The following is a 20,218-nucleotide window of genomic DNA, read 5'->3' as shown; positions in this document are numbered from 1 at the left end:
TCTCCTGTCAGCCGATGATTTTATACGCCGCTTCCAGCGCTTCGTCCAGATTTTCCGGCTTGGTTCCGCCGGCCTGGGCCAGTTCCGGCTTGCCGCCGCCGCTGCCGCCGATTATGGGCGCCAGCGACTTGATGATATCCCCCGCTCTTAAGCGGTCGCTGAGGTCTTTCGTCACCGCCACCAGCAGGTTGGCCTTGCCGGCAGAGACGCAACCTATGACGATCACCCCGGATTGCAGGCGGTCCTTCAGGCTGTCGGCCAGCTCACGCAAACCCTTCGGATCATCCATCTCGACCTTGGCGGCAAGGACCTTTATTCCGTTCGTCTCCCTGGCCCCCGCCAGGAGGTCTGCGGAGCGCGAGGCGTTCAATCGTGCCTGGAGCGCCTCCACTTCACGCTGCAACTCTTTCTGCCGCGCCAACAACCGGTCGACCTTGTCAAGGGCGGTCCCGCCTTCGGCCTTTACCAGGACGGCGATGCTCCGCTGCTCATCCTCCAGCTGCTGCACGTATTCCAAGGCCCCGCTGCCGGTCAGCGCCTCTATGCGCCGCACCCCGGCGGCGATCCCCGCCTCGCCGACGATCTTGAAGAAACCGATGTCCCCGGCGGCCCGCACATGGGTCCCGCCGCACAGCTCGCTGCTCACCTCGCCGACCTTGACCACCCTTACCCGGTCGCCGTACTTCTCGCCGAACAGCGCCGTCGCGCCGCTCTGCATGGCTTCTGTCGCGGCCATCTCCAGCGATTTCACATCGGCATTGTCCATGACATAGGTGTTGACGATGTTTTCCACCCGGCGCAGCTCCTCGACCGTCATGGCGGAGAAATGGGTGAAGTCGAAACGGAGCCGCTCGGCCGTCACCAGCGACCCCGCCTGCTTCACATGCTCACCCAGCACCTGACGGAGTGCGGACTGCAACAGATGGGTGGCGGTGTGGTTGCGGGCCGTGGCCCCCCGGACCTCCGTGGCCACCCGGAGATCGGCCGCATCGCCAGCCTTGACCGTCCCTTCGGTGACGAGCGCCCGGTGGACGGTCAGATCGGGGAACGGCTTGCTGGTGGCTACCACCCGGAGATGGGCACTGCCGGTGGAGATGACCCCCGTGTCGCCCGCCTGGCCGCCCGACGCGCCGTAAAAGGGGGTGGTATCGACGACGACCTCCACCATTTCGCCCGCAACTGCCTCCGCTACCTCTGCGCCTTCGCGGAGAATGGCGGTAATGGCGGAATAAGCGGTCTGTTCACTGTAGCCGACGAACGCGCTTCTGATCCCCCTGCCATGGAGGGTTTTGTAAATCTCTGCCAGCCCCTCCTCACCGGAGCCCTTCCAGTTCTCCCGCGCCTGGAGGCGCTGCCTTTCCATGCAGAGGGCGAAGCCGTCCTCGTCAATGGTGAATCCCTCGTTTTCGACGATGTCGGCGGTGAGGTCCACCGGAAAACCGTAGGTGTCGTAAAGCTTGAAAATCACCTCGCCCGGAACGACGCTCTTGCCCTCTTTCTTCAGCGCAGCCACCTCTTCGTTAAGGATGGCAAGCCCCCTGTCCAGCGTCTCGATGAACCGTTCTTCCTCCGCATGGATGACCTTCTTTATGTACTCCTCCCGCTCAAGGAGTTCAGGATAGGCATCCCCCATCATGGTATTGACGGCATCGACGATCCGGTAGAGGGCCGGCTCGGCAAAGCCGAGCATCTTGGCATGGCGTGCAGCCCGGCGCATGATCCGGCGCAGCACGTAGCCCCGCCCCTCGTTACTGGGAAGGATGCCGTCGCAGATGAGGAAGGTGATAGCCCTGGAGTGATCGGCGATTACCCTCATGGAGACATCGTCCCGTTCGTCCTGACGGTAACGCTTGCCGGAAAGCTTTTCCACGTGCTTGATGATCCCCTGCAAAAGGTCGGTATCGTAATTGGAGGTCACCCCCTGCATGACCGTCGAGATCCGCTCCAGCCCCATGCCGGTATCGACCGAGGGCTTGGGGAGCGGCGTCAGATTGCCCTGCGCATCCCGATTGAACTGCATGAAGACGTTGTTCCAGATCTCCATGTAGCGGTCGCAGTCGCACCCCACCTCGCAGGTCGGACTGCCGCAGCCGGTGCCCGGGCCGTTGTCCCAGAAAATTTCCGTGCAGGGGCCGCAGGGGCCGGTATCCCCCATGGACCAGAAATTGTCTTTCTCGCCGAAACGGTAGATCCGCTCCAGCGGCACCCCTTCCTGCCTGTTCCAGATATCGGCCGCCTCATCATCGTCCGTATAGACAGTCACGTAGAGGCGGTCCTTGTCCAGCTTCAGCTCCTTGGTCAGAAACTCCCAGGCAAAGGCAATCGCTTCCTTCTTGAAGTAATCGCCGAAGGAAAAGTTGCCGAGCATTTCGAAAAATGTATGGTGGCGGGCTGTGCGCCCCACATTCTCCAAGTCGTTGTGCTTGCCGCCGGCCCGCACGCATTTCTGCGAACTGCAGGCACGCACGTAATCGCGTTTTTCCAGGCCGAGGAAGACATCCTTGAACTGGTTCATCCCCGCATTGGTAAAGAGGAGGGTGGGGTCATTCCTGGGGATGAGATTGGAACTTTCAACAACCGTATGCCCTCTTTCCTCGAAAAATTTGAAAAATTGCGCCCTGATTTCTTTGCCTGTCATGTAAACCTCTGGAAGTAATTCCAATTTCAAATCAAGGATGAAATCAAGGCGGCGAGGATTGAGGCGACGAAGGCGTACAACTGCGTACGTTGAGGAGCCGAAGACGAGCCAACGAAGATAGCGCCTTGATTTGGAATTGGTATAATTATGTCAAAAAAGGTTGCCTCGGCAACCTTACTGCTCTCTAAAAACATTCAGTATAGCAGCGATGGAAAATCCCCGCCGCTGCAGATAGCCGATGACGCGTCGCTTTTCCCGATCATCGGCGCTGTTCGGTTTGAAGCCGGCGAATTTCCTCGCCAGGAGTGCCGCCAGGGTTTCCTCCTCCCCGTAGTCCTCCGCCAGCCGGGCAAACACATCTGCGATAACGCTGTCCGAAACCCCCCGCCGACGAAGTTCCAGGCGGATGCGCGGGCCAAAACCACGTCCATTGCGGATGGCGGATTCCGCCCACTGCCCGGCAAAGCGCCTGTCGTCCAGATAACCCAACGCCTTCAGCTTGCCGATTGCCGCGTCAACCTCTCCCCCGGCGAAACCTTTGTCCTGCAATTTGCGCCGGAGTTCCACCTCGCTGTGGTCCCGGCGGGTGAGCGTTCGGAGGGCACTGGCCAAGGCTTTGCCACTTTCTTCCACGTCAGTATTTTTCTGTTTCCAGCTTCTCCCCTTCTTCGCCACCCTCGTCCAGGGCAAACTGATCCCAGCTGGCATCGGAGGTTGAAGAAATGCCGGAAACCTTGAGTGCGAAATCGTCAGGGTTGGATGACTGGCGTAACGCCTCTTCGTAGGTGATGAGCTTGTTCGTGTAGAGCTGCATGAGCGACTGGTCGAAGCTCTGCATCCCGTAAGTGGTGAAACCCTGGGCAATGGCCTCTGGAATCTGCTTGGTCTTTTCCTTGTCATCGATGCAGTCGCGGATGCGCGCCGTGTTTATCATGATTTCGACGGCAGGCACCCTCCCCTTGCCGTCCGCCCTGGGAACGAGCCGCTGGGAAATGACCCCTTTCAGGATGCCGGAAAGCTGCATCCTGACCTGACGCTGGTGATAGGGGGGAAACACGGAGATGATGCGGTTTATTGTCTCGGCGGCATCGATGGTGTGCAGGGTCGACATGACCAGATGGCCCGTTTCTGCAGCGGTCAGCGCTGTTTCGATGGTCTCGAAATCCCGCATTTCCCCCACCAGGATGACGTCCGGGTCCTGGCGCAAGGAACTGGTCAGTGCCCTGCCGAAAGATGCGGTGTCGAATCCCACCTCACGCTGGCTGATGATGCTCTTCCTGTCCCTGTGCAGGTACTCCACCGGATCTTCGATGGTGATGATGTTGCAGGTGCGGTGGTCGTTGATATAGTCGACCATCGCAGCCAGGGTGGTGGACTTGCCGCTGCCGGTGGTGCCGGTCACGAGGATCAGGCCGCGCTCTTCCAGGCTCAGTTTCTTCAGAATCGGCGGCAGGTTGAGCGATTCCAGGGACGGAATGCCGAACGGAATGGCACGGAACACCATGGCAATGGTGCCCCTCTGGGCAAAGATACTGACGCGGAAACGCCCCAACCCCGGCACGCCGTAAGCCAGATCGACTTCATAATTCTCGTCGAACTGCTTCTGTTGCCGCTCGTTCATGATGCCGAGAGCCATGGCCATGACATTGTCGGCAGAGAGCCGTTCGGCATTGGGAATTGCTCGCAGCTTGCCGTCAATGCGGACAACGGGCGGCATGCCGGTCTTGATATGAATATCCGACCCGCGCGCCTTTACCGCTATGGTAAGCATCTCGTTCAATTCCATCGGTTTAAGCAACGCCTCCAGCCGGGACCGGCGCCTGGGTCAGCTTCTCCCTTATCTCCGCGCAGATTTCCGGGTTCTGTTTCAGATAGATGCGCGAATTTTCACGCCCCTGGCCGATCCGTTCCTTGCCGTAAGAGAACCAGGCGCCGCTCTTGTCGACCACCCCTTTTTCAACGGCCAGATCGAGAATATCCCCTTCGCGGGAAATTCCCTCACCGTAAAGGATATCGAATTCCACTTCCTTGAAGGGAGGCGCCACCTTGTTTTTCACCACCTTCACCTTGGTGCGGGAACCGATCACGTCATTTCCCTGTTTGAGGCTCGCGATCTTCCGGATGTCCATGCGCACCGAAGCATAGAACTTCAAGGCGTTGCCGCCGGTGGTGGTTTCCGGGTTGCCGAACATGACGCCGATCTTCATCCTGATCTGGTTGATGAAAATGACGCAGCAGTTGGACTTGCTGATAATGCCGGTAAGCTTGCGCAGGGCCTGTGACATGAGCCGCGCCTGGAGCCCCATGTGCGAATCTCCCATGTCGCCTTCGATTTCGGCCTTGGGAACGAGCGCAGCCACTGAATCTATGACCAGCACGTCGATGGCGCCGCTTCGCACCAGCGTTTCCGCTATTTCCAGGGCCTGTTCGCCCGTATCCGGCTGGGAAACCAGCAGGTCGTCGGTCCTTACGCCGAGCTTGCGGGCGTAGCCGATATCCAGGGCATGCTCAGCGTCAATGAATGCGGCAATGCCGTCCAATTTCTGCGCTTCGGCAACAATATGGAGCGCCAGGGTCGTTTTTCCCGATGATTCCGGGCCGTAAATCTCGATAATCCTGCCCCTGGGAACACCGCCGACGCCGAGAGCCATGTCGAGAGAAAGTGAACCGGTAGGGATGGCTGCGACATCCGGCAACGGTTCGTCATTGCCGAGCCGCATTATTGAGCCTTTTCCAAACTGCTTTTCAATCTGGCTCAAAGCCAGGTCAATCGCCTTTTCTCTTTCCTGCATTCATGAGCCTCCAGTAAATGTTCGCTCCACCCCAGGATGTGACCAGGGGGAGCGTACCCACAAATAGCACATTTATGAGTGCTATTTCAAGTTTATCTTTGGCGGGCGATACCCCTGTGAAACCATCCGTAATTTGCACCGTTCGCACCACCCAATCCCGCTATTTCAATGAAATGTCGACTATATCGGTTCCTGCTGCATGAACGGAAGCGTCGGCTGCCCCGCATACTCTTCGAGTGGCAACAGGAGTAAAAATGAACTCCCGGAAGCGCCCGTCGATTCCACCCACACCATGCCTCCGTGGGCCTCGACCATCCCCTTGACGATAGCCAGCCCCAACCCTGTCCCTTTCCCCTGGAACTTATGCTTGCCGCTGGAATGATGACAGATATCGCCGATTTCGTAGAATTTGTCGAATATCTTCAACTGCTCGCCGGCATCAATGCCTATACCGCTGTCCCGTACCTCCACTTCAAGGTAGCAGATGTCCATGATCTGCTCATAGAATTTTGGGTTGAAACGGCAAAGCGCCTCTGTCTTGAGTTCCAGCGACTGGCGGTCTGCAACCCGCCCCACCACGACTATTTCCCCGCCATCCGGCGTGAATTTCATGGCGTTTATCAGGAGTTCGGTAAAGACCTCCTCGAGGTATTCCCTGTCGCCGTTAAAGTAGGGTAATTCGCTCGGGGTTTCGAAAACTATGGTCTGTTTCCGTTCAATGAGGAGCGGTTTGAAGTGCTCCTGCAAAGACTCGATGATCTCGCACAGCTGCAAGGTCACCTTCTTGACAGGAGATGAACCGGCCTCCAGCTTTATGACCTTTAAGAGATCACTGACTATTTCATTGAGACGAGCGCCGCCGTTATGGATCATTTCCAGCATGCGGCGCTGTTCGGGGTCGACAATGTTGTCGTAATTATTGAGGAGAAATTCCGTACCGCCTAGAATGCTGGTCAGAGGGGTCTTGAACTCATGGGAAATCATACCGATAAAGTGACTCTTCATCCTGTCAAGCCGCTCCAGTTCAAGGTTTGCCCGTTCCACAAGCGCCAGGTTCTTCTTCAGCCTGCTCTGGGAAACGGCAAGGCTGTTGCTGCTTTTCTCCAGAAGCCGGTGGGAGCGCAACAGCTCCTCGTTTTTCCAGCTAAGCTCGGCAAAGAGCCGCGCCTGATCGATGACAATCCCGATCTGATTCCCCATGGTGTTGAGGAACCGCATCTCTTCAACAGTATAACGGTGCTCCTGCCGTGTCAGGATATGCATGATGCCGATTAACCGGTTTTTAGCGATGAGCGGCACGGCGGTTATGCACTGCCAACCTTCTCTGGCCGAGGCCCGGGCAACATGACAGGGAGCCTGCTCAAGATTACTGATCACAAGGCAGCGCTGTACGGAGGATATCTGACACTGCGACTCGCACTCCAGTTTCCGCTGCTCAAGTTCCGCCTTGAGTTGGGCGGAAACGTTCTGTGCCGTTGTCAGGAGCAGGGTTTTCCCGTCGTCATCCAGGAGATGGATGGTTCCGCCATCGGCAGAAAAGACTTCGAGGGTTTCCTTGAGGGTAACTTCAAGAACGGTCTGCAACTGCGGACTTTTATTCGTGCTGGCAAGAATGTTGTTGAGGATCGAGAGCTCATGGTTGCGCTGGCGGATCTCCCGCTGGGAACGGCTTTTGAAGGTTATGTCCCGGACAGTGGCGTGGACCACCGTTTCATCCCCCAGGTCGATAAGCCGGGCATCTATTTCACCGAGGAAAAGGGAACCATCCTTCCTTCTGAAGGTTACGCCATCCGAATGCCCACTGCCACGACGCTTAACCCGGAAGACCAGGGAGGTGAACTTTTCCTGCTCCTCATCCGGGATGAGGTCCTTACCGCGCATGGCAACCATCTCTTCCTTGCTGAACCCCAGAAGCTCGGTCCCCCTTCTGTTCACTTCCTCCAGGATACCGTCATCGGCATTGAAAACATAGATGGCATTTCCTGCACCTTCCAACAGATCCATATAGCGGCGGATGGTCTTGTCAACCGCCCGCTGCATCTCCCTGATTTCAAGTGAATGAGCGGCTTTGTTCCGTAATCTTGCCGTACCGCCGGCAATCCTGACAATGATCAGGGCAATCATCAGCATAAACACCAGGGTAAAACGGAATGCGCGGGGGAGAACCACGTTGACGGGGAGCAGCGCTTCGGCCAAAAGCCAGAAAAGCATCAGCCCGATGGAGAAGATGAGAATCTTGACGACAATATTTTTTCCGGCAGACGTCATGGTATCCACCCGTAGTGCATGCAGCAGCCCGAATCTAATCCGTCACTTCAGCGCTCCGCAGGGACAAAAGCCGCTTTCTCAGCCAATCCATGGCCATGAAGGAGGTAATCAGCCGGATTTCCTCCCTGTCGCCATGAAAGGTGTATCTTTTTGCCTGGCAGCCATTAGAGCCGGCCAGGGCCATGTAAACAGTGCCGACCGGCTTTTCCGCCGTCCCGCCATCGGGCCCGGCGATCCCGGTGACAGCCAGGGCAATGTCGCTGCCGGACAGCTTGCGTGCTCCAAGTGCCATGGCCACGGCCACTTCCGAACTCACCGCCCCCTTTTCGTCGAGAAGCCGTTGGGGAACATCGAGCAGCTGGGTCTTGGCCGTATTGCTGTAGGTGACGATCCCCTCAAGGAAGTAGGCGGAACTGCCGGGAATATCGGTGATGCGCTTTGCCACCAGCCCTCCGGTGCATGATTCGGCCAGGGAGAGGGTGAACCCCGTTTCCCTGAAGAGCGAAGCCACGACCGTATCGATGGTTTCTCCATCCTCGGCGAAAACATAGCCGTTAAGCCTCTGCCTCGCCTTATCGCCGGCCCTGGTGAGGAGTTCAGCGACAACCGCCTCTTCGTGTCCCTCGACACGGAGCTTTACCTGGATTTCCGGGAAATTTACGCAGAATGCAACGGACACCCCGGCAGCTTCGTCTGCCACCCCGTCCATGAGTGCATCGACTTCTGCTTCCGAAGGACCAAAGACCTTGAATACCTTTGTCTGCAGGAACGTTCGCCGCTTTACCCGCGAGACGATAAAGGGTATGACGGTTTCGTCGAGCATGCATGCCATCTCACCGGGAACCCCGGGCAGGAAGAAAAGGAACCGGCCGTTGTGGGTAAGGTAGAAGCCGCAGGCCGTGCCGACAGGGTTGGGAATCAGGGTTGCATTGGCAGGCATGAGCGCCTGTTTCTCGTTTGACGGATGGAGGTTGCCCCCCAGCTTCTCGGAAAAACGCTGGAGACGGGCCAGCGCCTCCTCGTTCAGGACAAGCTCGTGGCCGGTGATTTTCGCCGCAGACCTGGCGGTTATATCGTCGACAGTAGGGCCGAGTCCGCCGGTGACAACCACCACATCGCATTTTACGGCAAGCATCTCGATGGCTTCCACGATGTCCTGCTCGTTATCACCGACCGTCAGCTGCCGTTGCACCTTGAAGCCGACGCTGTAAAGGCGTTCTGAAATATGAGCGGCGTTGGTATCCACCACTTCACCGAAGATCAGTTCATCGCCGATGGAAAGTGTCGCAATTTTCACAGAAACCTCAGAATCAGATGGAGTGACAGGCAGGCGTAGGCTCCTGCCACCACGTCGTCCAGCACCACGCCGTAGCCGTTTTTGACCTGCCGGTCAAAAAAGCGGGCCGGCGGAATCTTTGTGATGTCGAAGAAGCGGAAGAGAAAAAAGCCGAGAATAACCGCGGTGAAGCTGAAGGGGACCGCGATCATGGTCACCAGGTAGCCGACCACTTCGTCGATGACGATCTTTCCCGAATCCTTCTCGTTGAAAATCAATTCGGCCTGTCCCGCGGCCCAGCAGGCAAAAAAGAAGAAGGCCAGCAGCGTAAGGCTGTAGAGCGGCAGGGACAGCCCCGCCAGTAGGAAGTAAAGAGGAATTGCCGCCAGGGTGCCGACCGTGCCGGAGGCCACGGGACTGAAGCCCGTCCCCCACCAGGTGGCGGAAATAATCACGAAACGCCTCATTGCCCGGCTGTCTCCCGTTCGATAATCCGGTAAACTTCCATGAGCGGCAGACCCTTTTCTCGCGCAAGGCGGCGGCACTCCTCGAATTCGGGGACTATGCGCAGCAGTTGGGCCTCATCGCTGACGACCTTGACCTTCACCCGCCCCAGCGAGGTGTCCCGCTCTTCCATGGCGCGGGAGAGGATCATCCGCGCCACGGGATAATAGCGCACCCCGATGGCGGTTGATTCGGTCAGAACCAGCCTGGCCAGTTCGTCCAGTTTGTCGAAGGAAGAGAGGATGGTCAGCTTGCTGCCGGGACGGTTCTTCTTCATCTGCAGGGGAGAAAAGGCCACATCCAGGGCTCCGCAAGCCAGGAGCCGCTCCATGAGAAAGCCGAGGATTTCAGGGTTCATATCGTCTATGTGGGTTTCGATCACATAAATTTCATCCTTCAGGAGTATAGCCGTTTTTTCCCCCATGACGAGACGCACCACGTTCGGCATGTCGTCAAAGTCCTTGCTGCCGGCGCCGCACCCAACGGCTACGACCCGCATGGCAGGGGCACGGCCGAAGCTGTCAGCCAGGGCGGCGACAATTGCGGCACCGGTCGGGGTTACCCGCTCTCCCGGCCCGACATCGCCATGCACCGGGATCCCCCGCAAAAGCTCGGCAGTTGCCGGGGCCGGCACCGGCAGCCTGCCGTGGGCCGTCTCCACAAAGCCGCTTCCGAGCGGCAGGGGAGAGACATGCAGTTCGCCGATACCCAGGTAGTCGAGGCAAATGGCAGCGCCGACGATATCGACGATCGAGTCGACCCCCCCCACCTCATGGAAATGGACATGGCCGATCTCCACCCCATGGACCCTGGCTTCGGCCTCGGCCAGCCGGAAAAAGACTCTCTGCGCCATCTCCTTCACCCGGTCGGACAGGGTGCTCTGTTCGATCATGGCGGCGATGTCGGTATAATGGCGATGGGGCTGGTGTTCCTCCGCACGGACGTGAAACCTGGTGGCAGCTATCCCCTTACGCTGGACCTGCTCGACGCTTATGCTGTATGCGGAGAGGGGCAACGGCAGCTTGGCCAGTTCCTCTCGCAGGTAATCGATGGGGACCCCCAGCTCAATGAGGGCTGCCACCGTCATGTCACCGGCAATGCCGGCAAAACAGTCGAAATAAACGATTCGCAAGCGAATCCTCCGCAGGGTCGAGGAACAAGGAACGAGGAAAAACGCCGTTCCTCGCGCCTGGCTCCTCGTACCTGATTTTTATTCCCGGTTCATCAGGCTGGCCGCATAGGCAGCGCCGAATCCGTTATCGATATTCACCACCGTTACCCCGGCGGCGCATGAGTTGAGCATGCCAAGCAGCGCGGCGATCCCGCCGAAGGATGCGCCGTATCCCACCGAGGTGGGGACCGCGATCACCGGCTTGTCGACCAAACCGCCGACCACCGAGGGGAGCGCCCCTTCCATGCCGGCGACGACGATGACCACTGCGGCGGAAATCAGAAGCTCCTTTTGCGCCAGGAGTCGATGGAGCCCTGCCACCCCCACATCGAAGAGGCTCTCGACCTCGTTCCCCATCATCCGGCCTGTTATCACGGCTTCTCCCGCAACCGGGATGTCCGAGGTGCCTGCCGAAATCACCAGGATTTTCCCCCGCCCCTTAAGTTCAACGGGTTTTTGCTCGATGGTGAGACAACGCGCCTCGCTGTGGTAGTGGGCCGTCGGGAACGTCTGCCTGAGCTTTGCCGCCTTCTCCCCATCGACCCTCGTTGCCAGGATGTTGTTCCCCTTGGCCAGGAGCGCAATAATGATCTGCTCCATCTGACCGACGGTCTTACTTTCGCCGAAAATCACCTCGGGAAATCCCTGACGCAGAGTCCGGTGGTGGTCGATGGTTGCGCAACCGAGCTCTTCGAAGGGGAGGTGCTTGAGCCGGTCAAGGGCATCTTCAACCCCTATGTCGTTGTTTTTTACGTTGTACAGCAATCGCTTTAATTCGGTGCGGTCCATCAGGTGCCCTTCGCTTTCATGAGATTCAAAGTCCAATCGATTTGCCTTGTCGTCGATACACAACCGAAAGGAGAGTATACCACGCCGCTTGCGAAAGGGAATAATCTTTATTTTTTCTATGGATAGCTGCACTTTTGCTGAATGAATAACTTGCCGGGAAGGAAGTGGTGTATCGCCTACAATCGGTCCAGGTAGGCCTTGATCTCGGCGGCCATCTCGGGTGAGTCAATGAGGACCGAGAGCTCGTTGTTGCGCTGGAGTGCGCTCTGGGTCAGGTTATGGCTGCCGATGTAGACGTAGCGGCCGTCGATTACGACCGTTTTCATGTGGCTGGTGACACGGGGCGAATCGAAAAACACCTTTACCCCTCCTTTTGCCAGAAGGGCGGCGGTGTCGCGGTTTTCCCCATTAAGCTGGTCGTTCTTGTCGTTCCCTTTTTCCAGGAAGACCGTCACATCCACCCCGCGCATGGCGGCCTTGATCAGCTCCGCGGTAATGATGCGCGGCTGGTTGCCGCGTGATTCGGTCACCTTGAACAGGTAAAAGGAAAAGACGATGCTTCTGCGGGCGTCCCGAATCCCCTTCAAAAGGGCATCGGCATATTCCTGATTGCGCAGCAGTGTGGTTCTGGCGTAATAACTCCCCCCCGCAAAGAGAGGCGCGGCAGTGCAGCAAAGCAGAGCCGCGGCCCAAAATGCCGCGGCCGGCCATGCCGGGATGAACGATTTCCCCGGTATTTTGCTCCGCTGTTTCAACTTAACAGGTCCATTACCTTGGAAAAAAAGTTTTTCCTCATGGGGTTCACGTCTTCGCCGCCGATCCGGGCGAATTCCTCCAAAAGCTCTTTCTGCTGCTTGGTAAGATTCGTCGGCGTCTCAACCTTGACGACCACCAGGTGATCGCCCCGTCCGTATCCCTGCAAAACATGTATACCCTTGCCGCGCAGCCTGAATATCTTGCCGGACTGGGTCCCCTCGGGAATCTTCAGATTCACTTTACCGTCCAGGGTGGGTATTTCCAGTTCGCAGCCGAGGGCCGCCTGGGTGTAGCTGACGGGGATTTCACAGATGACGTTGTTGTCTTCCCGCTTGAAAATAGAGTGCTCGCGGACCGTGATGGCCACGTAAAGGTCGCCGTTGGGCCCACCCTTGAGCCCCTGCCCCCCTTCTCCTGAGAGCTTTAAACGGTTGCCGGTTTCCACGCCGGCGGGAATTTTGACCGAAAGGGTCTTCTTGTCCCGCACCGTGCCGGCGCCACGGCAGGTCGGGCAAGGATTTTCCACCACCCGCCCTTCTCCGTTGCAATGGGTGCAGGTCTTACTGACACTGAAAAAACCCTGCTGGAACCGCACCTGACCGGCGCCACGGCAGGTGGGACAGGTCTTCGGCTCGGTCCCCGCCTTGGCGCCGCTGCCACCGCAACTGTCGCAACGCTTGGCATAGGGAACCTCGACCTTCTTCTCGACACCGAAGGCCGCTTCCTCGAAACTGATCTCCATGTTGTAGAGCAGGTCGTCGCCGCGCTTGCCACGGCTGCGCGGCCTGGCGCCGAACACATCGCCGAAGATGTCGCCGAAAATGTCGCCGAAGGGAGAACCGGCGCCGAAACCGAAGCCGCCGGAGGAAAAGCCGCCGCCCCCCATGCCGGCATGGCCGAACTGGTCGTACTGCGCCCTTTTCTGGGGATCGGAAAGGACTTCGTAGGCCTCCGTCAGCTCCTTGAAATTGTCTTCTGCAGCCTTGTCCCCCGGGTTTTTGTCGGGATGGTACTGGATGGCCAGCCGCCGGTACGCCTTCTTGACCTCGGTTTCGGAAGCGTTGCGGTTTACCTCCAGCACCTCATAATAATCACGTTTGTCGCCGTTTGCCAAAATATGTCCTTTGTAACGCAAAGAGGCAGCGAAGACAAAAATGCCGTCGCTGCCCAGCGCATCATATGGTTGTCAATTTACGCCGTAGGGGCAGCCCCGTGTGTCTGCCCGGAAATCGGGCGCACACATGGGTGCGCCCCTACTTCTTGTCTTCCTTCACTTCTTCAAAATCGGCGTCAACGACCTTTTCGTCCTTGGCCTCACCTTCGTGGGGAGCGCCCCCCGCCTGCTCTTCACCGGGCTGGGCCTTTGCATAGACCGCTTCGGCCAGCTTGTGGGAAGCCTGCATCAGCTCGTCGCTCGCCTTCTTGATGGCGTCGGCATCGCTCCCTTCCATCGCCTTTTTCAAGGCGGCAAGGCCGTCTTCGATCTTCTGTTTTTCCGCGGCATCGATCTTGTCGCCGAACTCCTTGAGCGATTTTTCCGTTGAATAGGCGAGGCTGTCGGCCTGGTTGCGCGCCTCGATCAGCTCGCGTTTCTTCTTGTCCTCGGAGGAGTGGGCCTCCGCGTCCTTGACCATCTTGTCGATCTCTTCCTTGGAGAGGCCGGAAGAGGCGGTGATACGGATCGACTGCTCCTTGCCGGTCCCGAGGTCCTTGGCGGAAACATGGACAATGCCGTTGGCGTCGATGTCGAAGGTCACCTCGATCTGGGGAACGCCACGCGGTGCGGGAGGGATGCCGCTCAACTCGAAATTGCCGAGGGTCTTGTTGTCCGTCGACATTTCCCGTTCCCCCTGGAGCACGTGGATGCTGACGGCCGGCTGGTTGTCAGCGGCCGTGGAGAATATCTGGCTTTTGCGGCACGGGATGGTGGCGTTCTTCTCGATCAGCCTGGTCATGACACCGCCCAAGGTCTCGATACCGAGGGAGAGGGGGGTGACGTCGAGCAGGAGCACGTCCTTGACATCCCCTCTCAGCACCCCCCCCTGGATGGCGGCGCCGATGGCCACGACCTCGTCGGGGTTGACGCTGCGGTTGGGGACCTTGCCGAAGATGTCCTGCACCTTTTTCTGCACTATCGGCATGCGGGTCATCCCGCCGACAAGGATCACCTCGTCGATGTCATTGGGGGAGAGGCCGGCATCCTTGAGCGCTGTCCTGCACGGCCCTTCCAGCTTGGCGATCAGGTTTGCGCATATCGCCTCAAGCTTTGCCCTGGTCAGCTTCAGGTTGAGGTGCTTGGGGCCGGTGGCATCGGCGGTGATGAAGGGGAGGTTGATATCGGTTTCCAGGGAAGTGGAAAGCTCGCACTTGGCCTTTTCCGCAGCCTCCTTCAGCCTCTGCAGTGCCATTTTGTCGCCGCGCAGGTCGATCCCCTGGTCTTTTTTGAACTCTGCGGCAATCCAGTCGATGATGTCCTGGTCGAAATCCTCGCCGCCGAGGAAGGTGTCGCCGTTGGTAGACTTCACCTCAAAGACCCCTTCCCCCAGCTCAAGAATGGATATGTCGAAAGTCCCGCCACCCAGGTCGAAGACCGCAATCTTCTCGTCCTTCTTCTTGTCGAGGCCGTAGGCAAGCGCTGCTGCAGTCGGCTCGTTGATGATCCTGAGCACGTTCAGGCCGGCGATCTTCCCGGCATCCTTGGTCGCCTGGCGCTGTGAGTCATCGAAGTAAGCGGGGACGGTGATGACCGCGTCGGTAACGGTCTCCCCCAGGTAGTCTTCGGCGGTTTTCTTCATTTTCTGCAGCACCATGGCGGATATCTCGGGGGCTGAATACTTCTGCCCGCGCACCTCCACCCAGGCGTCGCCATTGTCCGCTTTGACGATCTTGAACGGCGAGATGGCGATATCCTTCTTCACCGCCTCGGAATCGAACTTGCGGCCGATGAGGCGCTTAATGGCGAACAGGGTGTTCTCCGGGTTGGTCACGGCCTGTCGCTTTGCCTGCTGCCCGACCAGACGCTCGCCGCTGTCGGTGATGGCAACCATCGAAGGCGTAGTGCGGCTCCCCTCGGCATTGGCTATAACAATGGGCTCGCCACCTTCCATAATCGCCACGCAGGAGTTGGTGGTTCCCAGGTCAATACCTATAACTTTACTCATCTAAACTCTCCTCCTTTTTTGTCTCTGTTTTTACAAGCTAGTCATCGCCCACGAAAAAAACAAGGGGCGTTGAAAAAAATGTTCTACGTTCTACGTTCTACGTTCTACGTTCAGACTTTAACTTAGAACTTAGAACTTAGAACTTAGAACTTAGAACTTAGAACGTAGAACGGTCCTTATTGCGGTCCTTATTGCTCCTTCGGCGCCGTCGCAACCGAAACCAGCGCAGGCCTGAGCAGCCGTTCGTTGAGGAGATACCCCTTCTGGAACTCGCTGACGATCGTATTCGGCTCATGCTCGCTGCTTTCCACCTGGTTCATGGCCTGATGATAGGCAGGGTCGAAAGTGGTCCCCTTTCCGGCATCAACCGGAGCAACGCCGAATTTTTTCAGGGTCGACTGGAGCATGCAGAGGGTCATCTTTATCCCCTCGACGATTGCCGACATGCTCTCATCGCAGGCATGCTCAAGCGCGCGCTCCATGTTGTCGATGGCAGGAAGGATCTCGAGGATGAGCGACTCGTTGCCGTACTTGAGGAGCTCCTCCTTTTCCTTCTGCACCCGCTTGCGATAGTTTTCAAGGTCGGCCCGTTCGCGGAGGACCTTGTCCCAGTTCGCCGCAGCCTCAGCCTCTTTTGCAGCCAGCGCTTCTTCCAGTTGTTTTATTTTATCGGCGCTTTCCGTTTCAGACTGGGGGGTCGGCTCCGGCGTCGCCGTCTCCTGCTCCACCGCCGCTTTTACCTTCAGCGCCTCGCTGATCGAGTTCGTGCCATGCTTTTTCTTTTCCACAGTTCTTAATCTCCTTACATTATTGTAGAGACACCCCGGCGGGGCGGCTTGACAGCAACGGCGTTTATTCCAGTTCCAGCAATCTGCTCACCAGTTTTGCCGTATAATCGACGATCGGTATGACTTTGGCATACCCCATCCGGGTGGGGCCGATGACACCCAGTACCCCCAGGGTGTTCTGGCCGGTCACGTAGGTGGAGGTGATCAGGCTCATCCCCGGCATCTCACTCAGATGGGACTCGGAGCCGATGAATATCTGCACCCCTTCCGCGGCCATGGCCCGGTCAAGCAACTCCAGGATGGCGCTCTTCTTCTCGAAGGTGCGGAAGATATCCTTCATCCGGCCCACATCGGCAAACTCCGGCTGTTCCAGAATGTTGACCTGCCCCTCGATAAATACCTGGGCATCCTCTTCATCGAGGGTCTTGGAAGAAAGCGCAAGCGCCCTTGCCAGAAGCAGATCGTATCGGGCCTTCTCGCTCTGCATCTCTTCGATGAGCCTGTGCCTTACCTGGGCAATGGTCAGGCCCTGGAGCAGTTCGTTCAGGTAGTTGGACATCCGGGTCAGATCTGCCGCGCTCACATCCTCATCCGCCTCGATGATCCTGTTCTGCACCGTGCCGTTCTGCGACACCAGTATTGCCAAGATCCGCCTGCTGCCAAGCTTGACGAACTCCATGTGGCGGAAAACATTGGAGTCGAAGCGGGGCGCCATGACAATTCCCATGTAATGGGAGGTGGCCGACAACATCCGGCTCGTTTCCTTGAGCACCTCGCCGATATCCTTGCCCGCCAGCGAGCAGCGCCTGACGATCTCCTCCTGTTCATCGCGGCCGATATTCTTCACCGCCAAGAGAGAGTTCACGTAAAAGCGATAGGCCTTATCCGTGGGGATACGTCCGGCAGAGGTGTGCGGCGAGACGAGAAATCCCATCTCCTCCAGATCCGCCATCACGTTCCGCACCGTGGCAGGCGAAAGTGACAACGGGTGCCGGCGGGTTATGGTACGGCTCCCGACAGGCTCCGCTGTCACTATGTAATCCTCGATGATCGCCTCGAGAATCTGCTTGCCTCTGTCAGAAAGATGCTCTTTCATAACCTACCTCTAAATGCACGTTAGCACTCAAGGAATTCGAGTGCTAAACAGTCACAAAGTAACAATCGACCCGTTCTTTGTCAAGGGATTTTCCGGGATTAAAGGCGCGTCTGGATGGGCTAAAGAAACCTGGCAAAAACCTGGTTGGCAACGATTATTGCCCGTGGCGAGAGACAGAGGCGACCGGCGTCAGCGGCCAGAAGTCCCTGCGCTGTAAGCTCCCGGATCGGCGCGGCAAAATATTCTTCGACGGCAGGACCGAACTCCCCCTCAAGGAGACGCAGATCGACCCCATCCAGGAGCCGCAGGCCGAGGAAAAACGCCTCGGAAAGCGCCTCTCTCCGGGAAAGAGGGTGGCGTTCCTCCGCGGCGAGGACGGAGCGCTGTACCGCTTCCAGGTAAGGGACATAAGAATCGGGATTCTTCCACCGTACTCCCCAGTCTGGTTCGCGCAGGAAAGAGTGGGCGCCTGCGCCGAAGCCAAGATAGTTCCCGCGGCGCCAGTAGACCTGGTTGTGCCGCGACCTGAAGCCCGGCAGGGCGAAGTTGGATATCTCGTAATACTGATAGCCTTTGCCGGCAAGTACTTCAATGGTCGCCTCGAACATGGCAACCGCCTCCTCCTCGTCGGGGAGCGGCAAGGCCCCCGCCTCCTCCAGCCGAAAAAACGGCGTCTCCTCCTCGATACTGAGCCCGTAAGCGGAAATGTGTTCCGGCGCGAGGCTCGTTGCCCGATCGAGAGCATTGCGCCACATCTCCACGCTCTGGCCGGGGAGGGAATGAATCAGGTCGATGCCGATGTTGGTGAAACCGGCCGCCCTCGCCGCCGCGTATGCCGCCATGGCCTCGTCCGCTGTATGAACCCTGCCAAGACGCGCCAACAAAGGATCGTCAAAGGACTGCACCCCCAGCGACAGCCGATTCACCCCGGCGGTCCGGTAACCTGCGAGCTTTTCCAAGGTCAGGGTGCCGGGGTTGGCCTCGATGGTGATCTCCCCATCCGCTTCCAACCCGAAAAGCCGTGCCGCCGCATCGATTATCGCCCCGACCAGTTCCGGCTCCATGAGCGACGGGGTGCCTCCGCCGAAATAAAGGGTCGGCGCGGTTACCGGCGCTCGGAGCGTTTTCGCGCACAACTCCATCTCTCGCACCAGCGTAGCCACATACTCAGCCGGTTTGAGCGGAGAGTCCGCCACGGAGTTGAAGTCGCAGTAGAGGCATTTTTTCAGGCAGAACGGGAAATGTATGTAGAGGGAAGTTTGCATGGCAAAATAATAATCTATTCATCGGCCAAATGTCCAAGACTTAATAATCCCCCTTGAAATCCACGGTTTATGGGATTACACTGCGCCATTGTTCCTTGCCGATACGTTATTACCGTAGGATATGCCATGAAACGCCAGATCAAGGCCGCTGCAGTGCAATTCAACATCAAACTTGCCGACATCGACGCAAACGTGGAGTATGTGCGCAATGCTTTGGCGCGGCTTGCCGATAACGGGGTCCAGCTGGCGGTACTGCCGGAAATGTGGAGCTGCGGCTTTGCCTACCGGGAACTCAACGAACTGGCGAGACGCACGCCCGAGGTGGTGGAGGAGATGGGACGGCTTTCCGCCGACTACGGCATGGTGCTGGTGGGGAGCCTGCCGGAGCCGGACGGCGACAAGGTCTGCAATACCGCGTATGTCATGGACCGGGGCGAACTGGCCGGCAAGTACCGCAAAATCCACCTCTTTTCGCTGATGAACGAGGACCGCTCCTTCACCGGCGGTGACTCCTGGCTCGTTGCCGACACCTCCGTAGGGAGAATCGGGGTGTTCATCTGCTACGACCTCCGCTTCCCTGAACTGGCGCGCCGCCTGGCGGTGGAGGGGGCAGAGATCCTGGTCGTCCCCGGCGAATGGCCGAAGCCGCGGGATGAGCACTGGCGGACGCTGCTGCGGGCGCGGGCCATCGAAAACCAGCTTTTCGTGGTCGCCGCCAATTGTTGCGGCGTCATGGGGAAGCTCGACTTTTTCGGCTCCAGCCTCATCGTCGGACCGAAGGGGGAACTTTTGGCCGAGGGTGGGTATGAGAATTGCGAGCCGACGGCTCTCCTTAATTTTGCCGAGATGGAAAACTGGCGGCAGCAGATCACCTGTTTCCCCGACAGAAAACCGGAATTTTACTGATCAGCTCCGGCTGTAAATAGCCGTAACAAAAATCGTATTGACTTCGCTCCGCGTAAGGAATATTTATTGGAATTTGTCACGGATGAATTTTTTACGAATTCATTTAATTACAACCGGAGGTAGCAAGCCTTGGAAATATTCGCAACGACCGGACTGGTCGTAAAACTGGTACTTTTTATCCTGCTTTATTTTTCCGTCGTATCCTGGGCCATTATTTTTTACAAGCTGCTCCAGGTGCATCGGGCAAACAGCGAGTCGGAGCGCTTCCTGGAATTTTTCTGGAAGGCGAAACGTTTTGACGCCATCAACGCCCAGCTCGACCGTTTTGCCAACTCCCCCCTCACCGTGCTGTTCAATGAAGGGTACGGCGAGATGAAAAAGCTCATGGAAAAGGGTGAGGAGAAGCAGGACCCCACCATCATCAGCACGGAACTGGGGGGAATCGACAATATCTCCCGCGCCTTGCGCCGCGCCACCACCTCGGAGATCACCCGGCTGGAGAAGTATCTGACCTTCCTCGCCACGACCGGTTCCACAGCCCCTTTCATCGGCCTGTTCGGTACGGTCTGGGGAATCATGACCGCCTTCAAGGGGATCGGCGAAACCGGCTCAGCCTCCCTGGCCGTCGTTGCTCCCGGCATCGCCGAGGCACTCATCGCCACCGCCATCGGCCTGGTGGCCGCCATCCCGGCAGTCATGGGGTACAACCACTTCCAGCAGAAAATCCGGGTCTTGATCGCAGAAATGGACAGTTTTTCCACCGAGTTTCTCAATATCGTGCAGCGGACCTTCACAGGGAAATAGGGGG

Annotated in this window: 17 protein-coding genes; 2 read left to right on the top strand and 15 right to left on the bottom strand. The window is 58.0% G+C overall.

The window, feature by feature from the left end; genetic code table 11:
- Nucleotides 1-7: 7 nt before the first annotated feature.
- From alaS to hemW, 15 genes are all read right to left on the bottom strand, one after another.
- Nucleotides 8-2,638 (bottom strand): alanine--tRNA ligase, encoded by a 2,631-nt coding sequence (gene alaS, locus GURA_RS01115; protein WP_011937167.1) that lies wholly within the window; start codon nucleotides 2,636-2,638, stop codon nucleotides 8-10.
- Nucleotides 2,639-2,812: 174 nt separating this feature from the next.
- The gene (locus GURA_RS01110; protein ID WP_232278963.1) at nucleotides 2,813-3,250 is read right to left on the bottom strand and encodes a regulatory protein RecX; all 438 of its coding nucleotides are present in this window, start codon (nucleotides 3,248-3,250) and stop codon (nucleotides 2,813-2,815) included.
- 22 nt (nucleotides 3,251-3,272) lie between these two features.
- The gene (locus GURA_RS01105; RefSeq protein WP_011937165.1) at nucleotides 3,273-4,424 is read right to left on the bottom strand and encodes a type IV pilus twitching motility protein PilT; all 1,152 of its coding nucleotides are present in this window, start codon (nucleotides 4,422-4,424) and stop codon (nucleotides 3,273-3,275) included.
- A gap of 4 nt (nucleotides 4,425-4,428) precedes the next feature.
- Nucleotides 4,429-5,430: a recombinase RecA gene (gene recA, locus GURA_RS01100; RefSeq protein WP_011937164.1), complete on the bottom strand. Its 1,002-nt coding sequence runs from the start codon at nucleotides 5,428-5,430 to the stop codon at nucleotides 4,429-4,431.
- Between the two features lie 180 nt (nucleotides 5,431-5,610).
- Entirely contained in the window at nucleotides 5,611-7,698 is a 2,088-nt protein-coding gene (locus tag GURA_RS01095) for a sensor histidine kinase (protein ID WP_011937163.1), read from the bottom strand.
- Between the two features lie 34 nt (nucleotides 7,699-7,732).
- Entirely contained in the window at nucleotides 7,733-8,995 is a 1,263-nt protein-coding gene (locus GURA_RS01090) for a competence/damage-inducible protein A (protein WP_011937162.1), read from the bottom strand.
- Complete coding sequence (locus tag GURA_RS01085) at nucleotides 8,992-9,441, bottom strand: phosphatidylglycerophosphatase A family protein (protein ID WP_011937161.1); 450 nt, start codon at nucleotides 9,439-9,441, stop codon at nucleotides 8,992-8,994. The genes GURA_RS01090 and GURA_RS01085 overlap by 4 nt, the downstream gene beginning before the upstream one ends.
- Nucleotides 9,438-10,610 carry a nickel pincer cofactor biosynthesis protein LarC gene (gene larC, locus GURA_RS01080; RefSeq protein WP_011937160.1) on the bottom strand — a complete coding sequence of 391 codons (1,173 nt, stop codon included), beginning with the start codon at nucleotides 10,608-10,610 and terminating at the stop codon, nucleotides 9,438-9,440. The genes GURA_RS01085 and larC overlap by 4 nt, the downstream gene beginning before the upstream one ends.
- 78 nt (nucleotides 10,611-10,688) lie before the next feature.
- Complete coding sequence (gene larB, locus GURA_RS01075; RefSeq protein WP_011937159.1) at nucleotides 10,689-11,438, bottom strand: nickel pincer cofactor biosynthesis protein LarB; 750 nt, start codon at nucleotides 11,436-11,438, stop codon at nucleotides 10,689-10,691.
- 176 nt (nucleotides 11,439-11,614) lie between these two features.
- Complete coding sequence (locus GURA_RS01070; protein ID WP_011937158.1) at nucleotides 11,615-12,193, bottom strand: phospholipase D-like domain-containing protein; 579 nt, start codon at nucleotides 12,191-12,193, stop codon at nucleotides 11,615-11,617.
- Nucleotides 12,190-13,308 (bottom strand): molecular chaperone DnaJ, encoded by a 1,119-nt coding sequence (dnaJ, locus tag GURA_RS01065; RefSeq protein WP_011937157.1) that lies wholly within the window; start codon nucleotides 13,306-13,308, stop codon nucleotides 12,190-12,192. The genes GURA_RS01070 and dnaJ overlap by 4 nt, the downstream gene beginning before the upstream one ends.
- A gap of 139 nt (nucleotides 13,309-13,447) precedes the next feature.
- A complete protein-coding gene (gene dnaK / locus GURA_RS01060; RefSeq protein ID WP_011937156.1) occupies nucleotides 13,448-15,355 on the bottom strand; it encodes a molecular chaperone DnaK in 1,908 nt (635 codons plus the stop codon).
- Between the two features lie 188 nt (nucleotides 15,356-15,543).
- Entirely contained in the window at nucleotides 15,544-16,143 is a 600-nt protein-coding gene (gene grpE, locus GURA_RS01055) for a nucleotide exchange factor GrpE (RefSeq protein WP_011937155.1), read from the bottom strand.
- A gap of 64 nt (nucleotides 16,144-16,207) precedes the next feature.
- On the bottom strand, nucleotides 16,208-17,239 hold the full coding sequence (gene hrcA, locus GURA_RS01050) for a heat-inducible transcriptional repressor HrcA (RefSeq protein ID WP_011937154.1): 1,032 nt from the start codon (nucleotides 17,237-17,239) through the stop codon (nucleotides 16,208-16,210).
- 119 nt (nucleotides 17,240-17,358) lie between these two features.
- A complete protein-coding gene (gene hemW / locus GURA_RS01045) occupies nucleotides 17,359-18,504 on the bottom strand; it encodes a radical SAM family heme chaperone HemW (RefSeq protein ID WP_011937153.1) in 1,146 nt (381 codons plus the stop codon).
- 126 nt (nucleotides 18,505-18,630) lie between these two features.
- Between hemW and GURA_RS01040 the strand changes: the two genes are divergently transcribed.
- Entirely contained in the window at nucleotides 18,631-19,410 is a 780-nt protein-coding gene (locus GURA_RS01040) for a carbon-nitrogen family hydrolase (RefSeq protein WP_011937152.1), read from the top strand.
- A 129-nt stretch (nucleotides 19,411-19,539) separates the two neighbouring features.
- The gene (tolQ, locus tag GURA_RS01035) at nucleotides 19,540-20,214 is read left to right on the top strand and encodes a protein TolQ (protein WP_011937151.1); all 675 of its coding nucleotides are present in this window, start codon (nucleotides 19,540-19,542) and stop codon (nucleotides 20,212-20,214) included.
- Nucleotides 20,215-20,218: the final 4 nt, after the last annotated feature.

It is taken from the genome of Geotalea uraniireducens Rf4, from assembly GCF_000016745.1.
Classification (GTDB): Bacteria; Desulfobacterota; Desulfuromonadia; order Geobacterales; family Geobacteraceae; genus Geotalea; species Geotalea uraniireducens.
The sequence above is the reverse complement of the archived record's forward strand: the minus strand, read 5'-3'. Positions and strand labels throughout refer to the sequence as shown.

Excerpts from the sequence above, each read along its gene's own strand:
- alaS (WP_011937167.1), bottom strand. The coding sequence starts at position 2,638 with ATGACAGGCAAAGAAATCAGGGCGCAATTTTTCAAATTTTTCGAGGAA.
- GURA_RS01105 (WP_011937165.1), bottom strand. The coding sequence starts at position 4,424 with ATGGAATTGAACGAGATGCTTACCATAGCGGTAAAGGCGCGCGGGTCG.
- recA (WP_011937164.1), bottom strand. The coding sequence starts at position 5,430 with ATGCAGGAAAGAGAAAAGGCGATTGACCTGGCTTTGAGCCAGATTGAA.
- GURA_RS01095 (WP_011937163.1), bottom strand. The coding sequence starts at position 7,698 with ATGACGTCTGCCGGAAAAAATATTGTCGTCAAGATTCTCATCTTCTCC.
- GURA_RS01085 (WP_011937161.1), bottom strand. The coding sequence starts at position 9,441 with ATGAGGCGTTTCGTGATTATTTCCGCCACCTGGTGGGGGACGGGCTTC.
- larB (WP_011937159.1), bottom strand. The coding sequence starts at position 11,438 with ATGGACCGCACCGAATTAAAGCGATTGCTGTACAACGTAAAAAACAAC.
- dnaK (WP_011937156.1), bottom strand. The coding sequence starts at position 15,355 with ATGAGTAAAGTTATAGGTATTGACCTGGGAACCACCAACTCCTGCGTG.
- hrcA (WP_011937154.1), bottom strand. The coding sequence starts at position 17,239 with ATGAAAGAGCATCTTTCTGACAGAGGCAAGCAGATTCTCGAGGCGATC.
- hemW (WP_011937153.1), bottom strand. The coding sequence starts at position 18,504 with ATGCAAACTTCCCTCTACATACATTTCCCGTTCTGCCTGAAAAAATGC.
- GURA_RS01040 (WP_011937152.1), top strand. The coding sequence starts at position 18,631 with ATGAAACGCCAGATCAAGGCCGCTGCAGTGCAATTCAACATCAAACTT.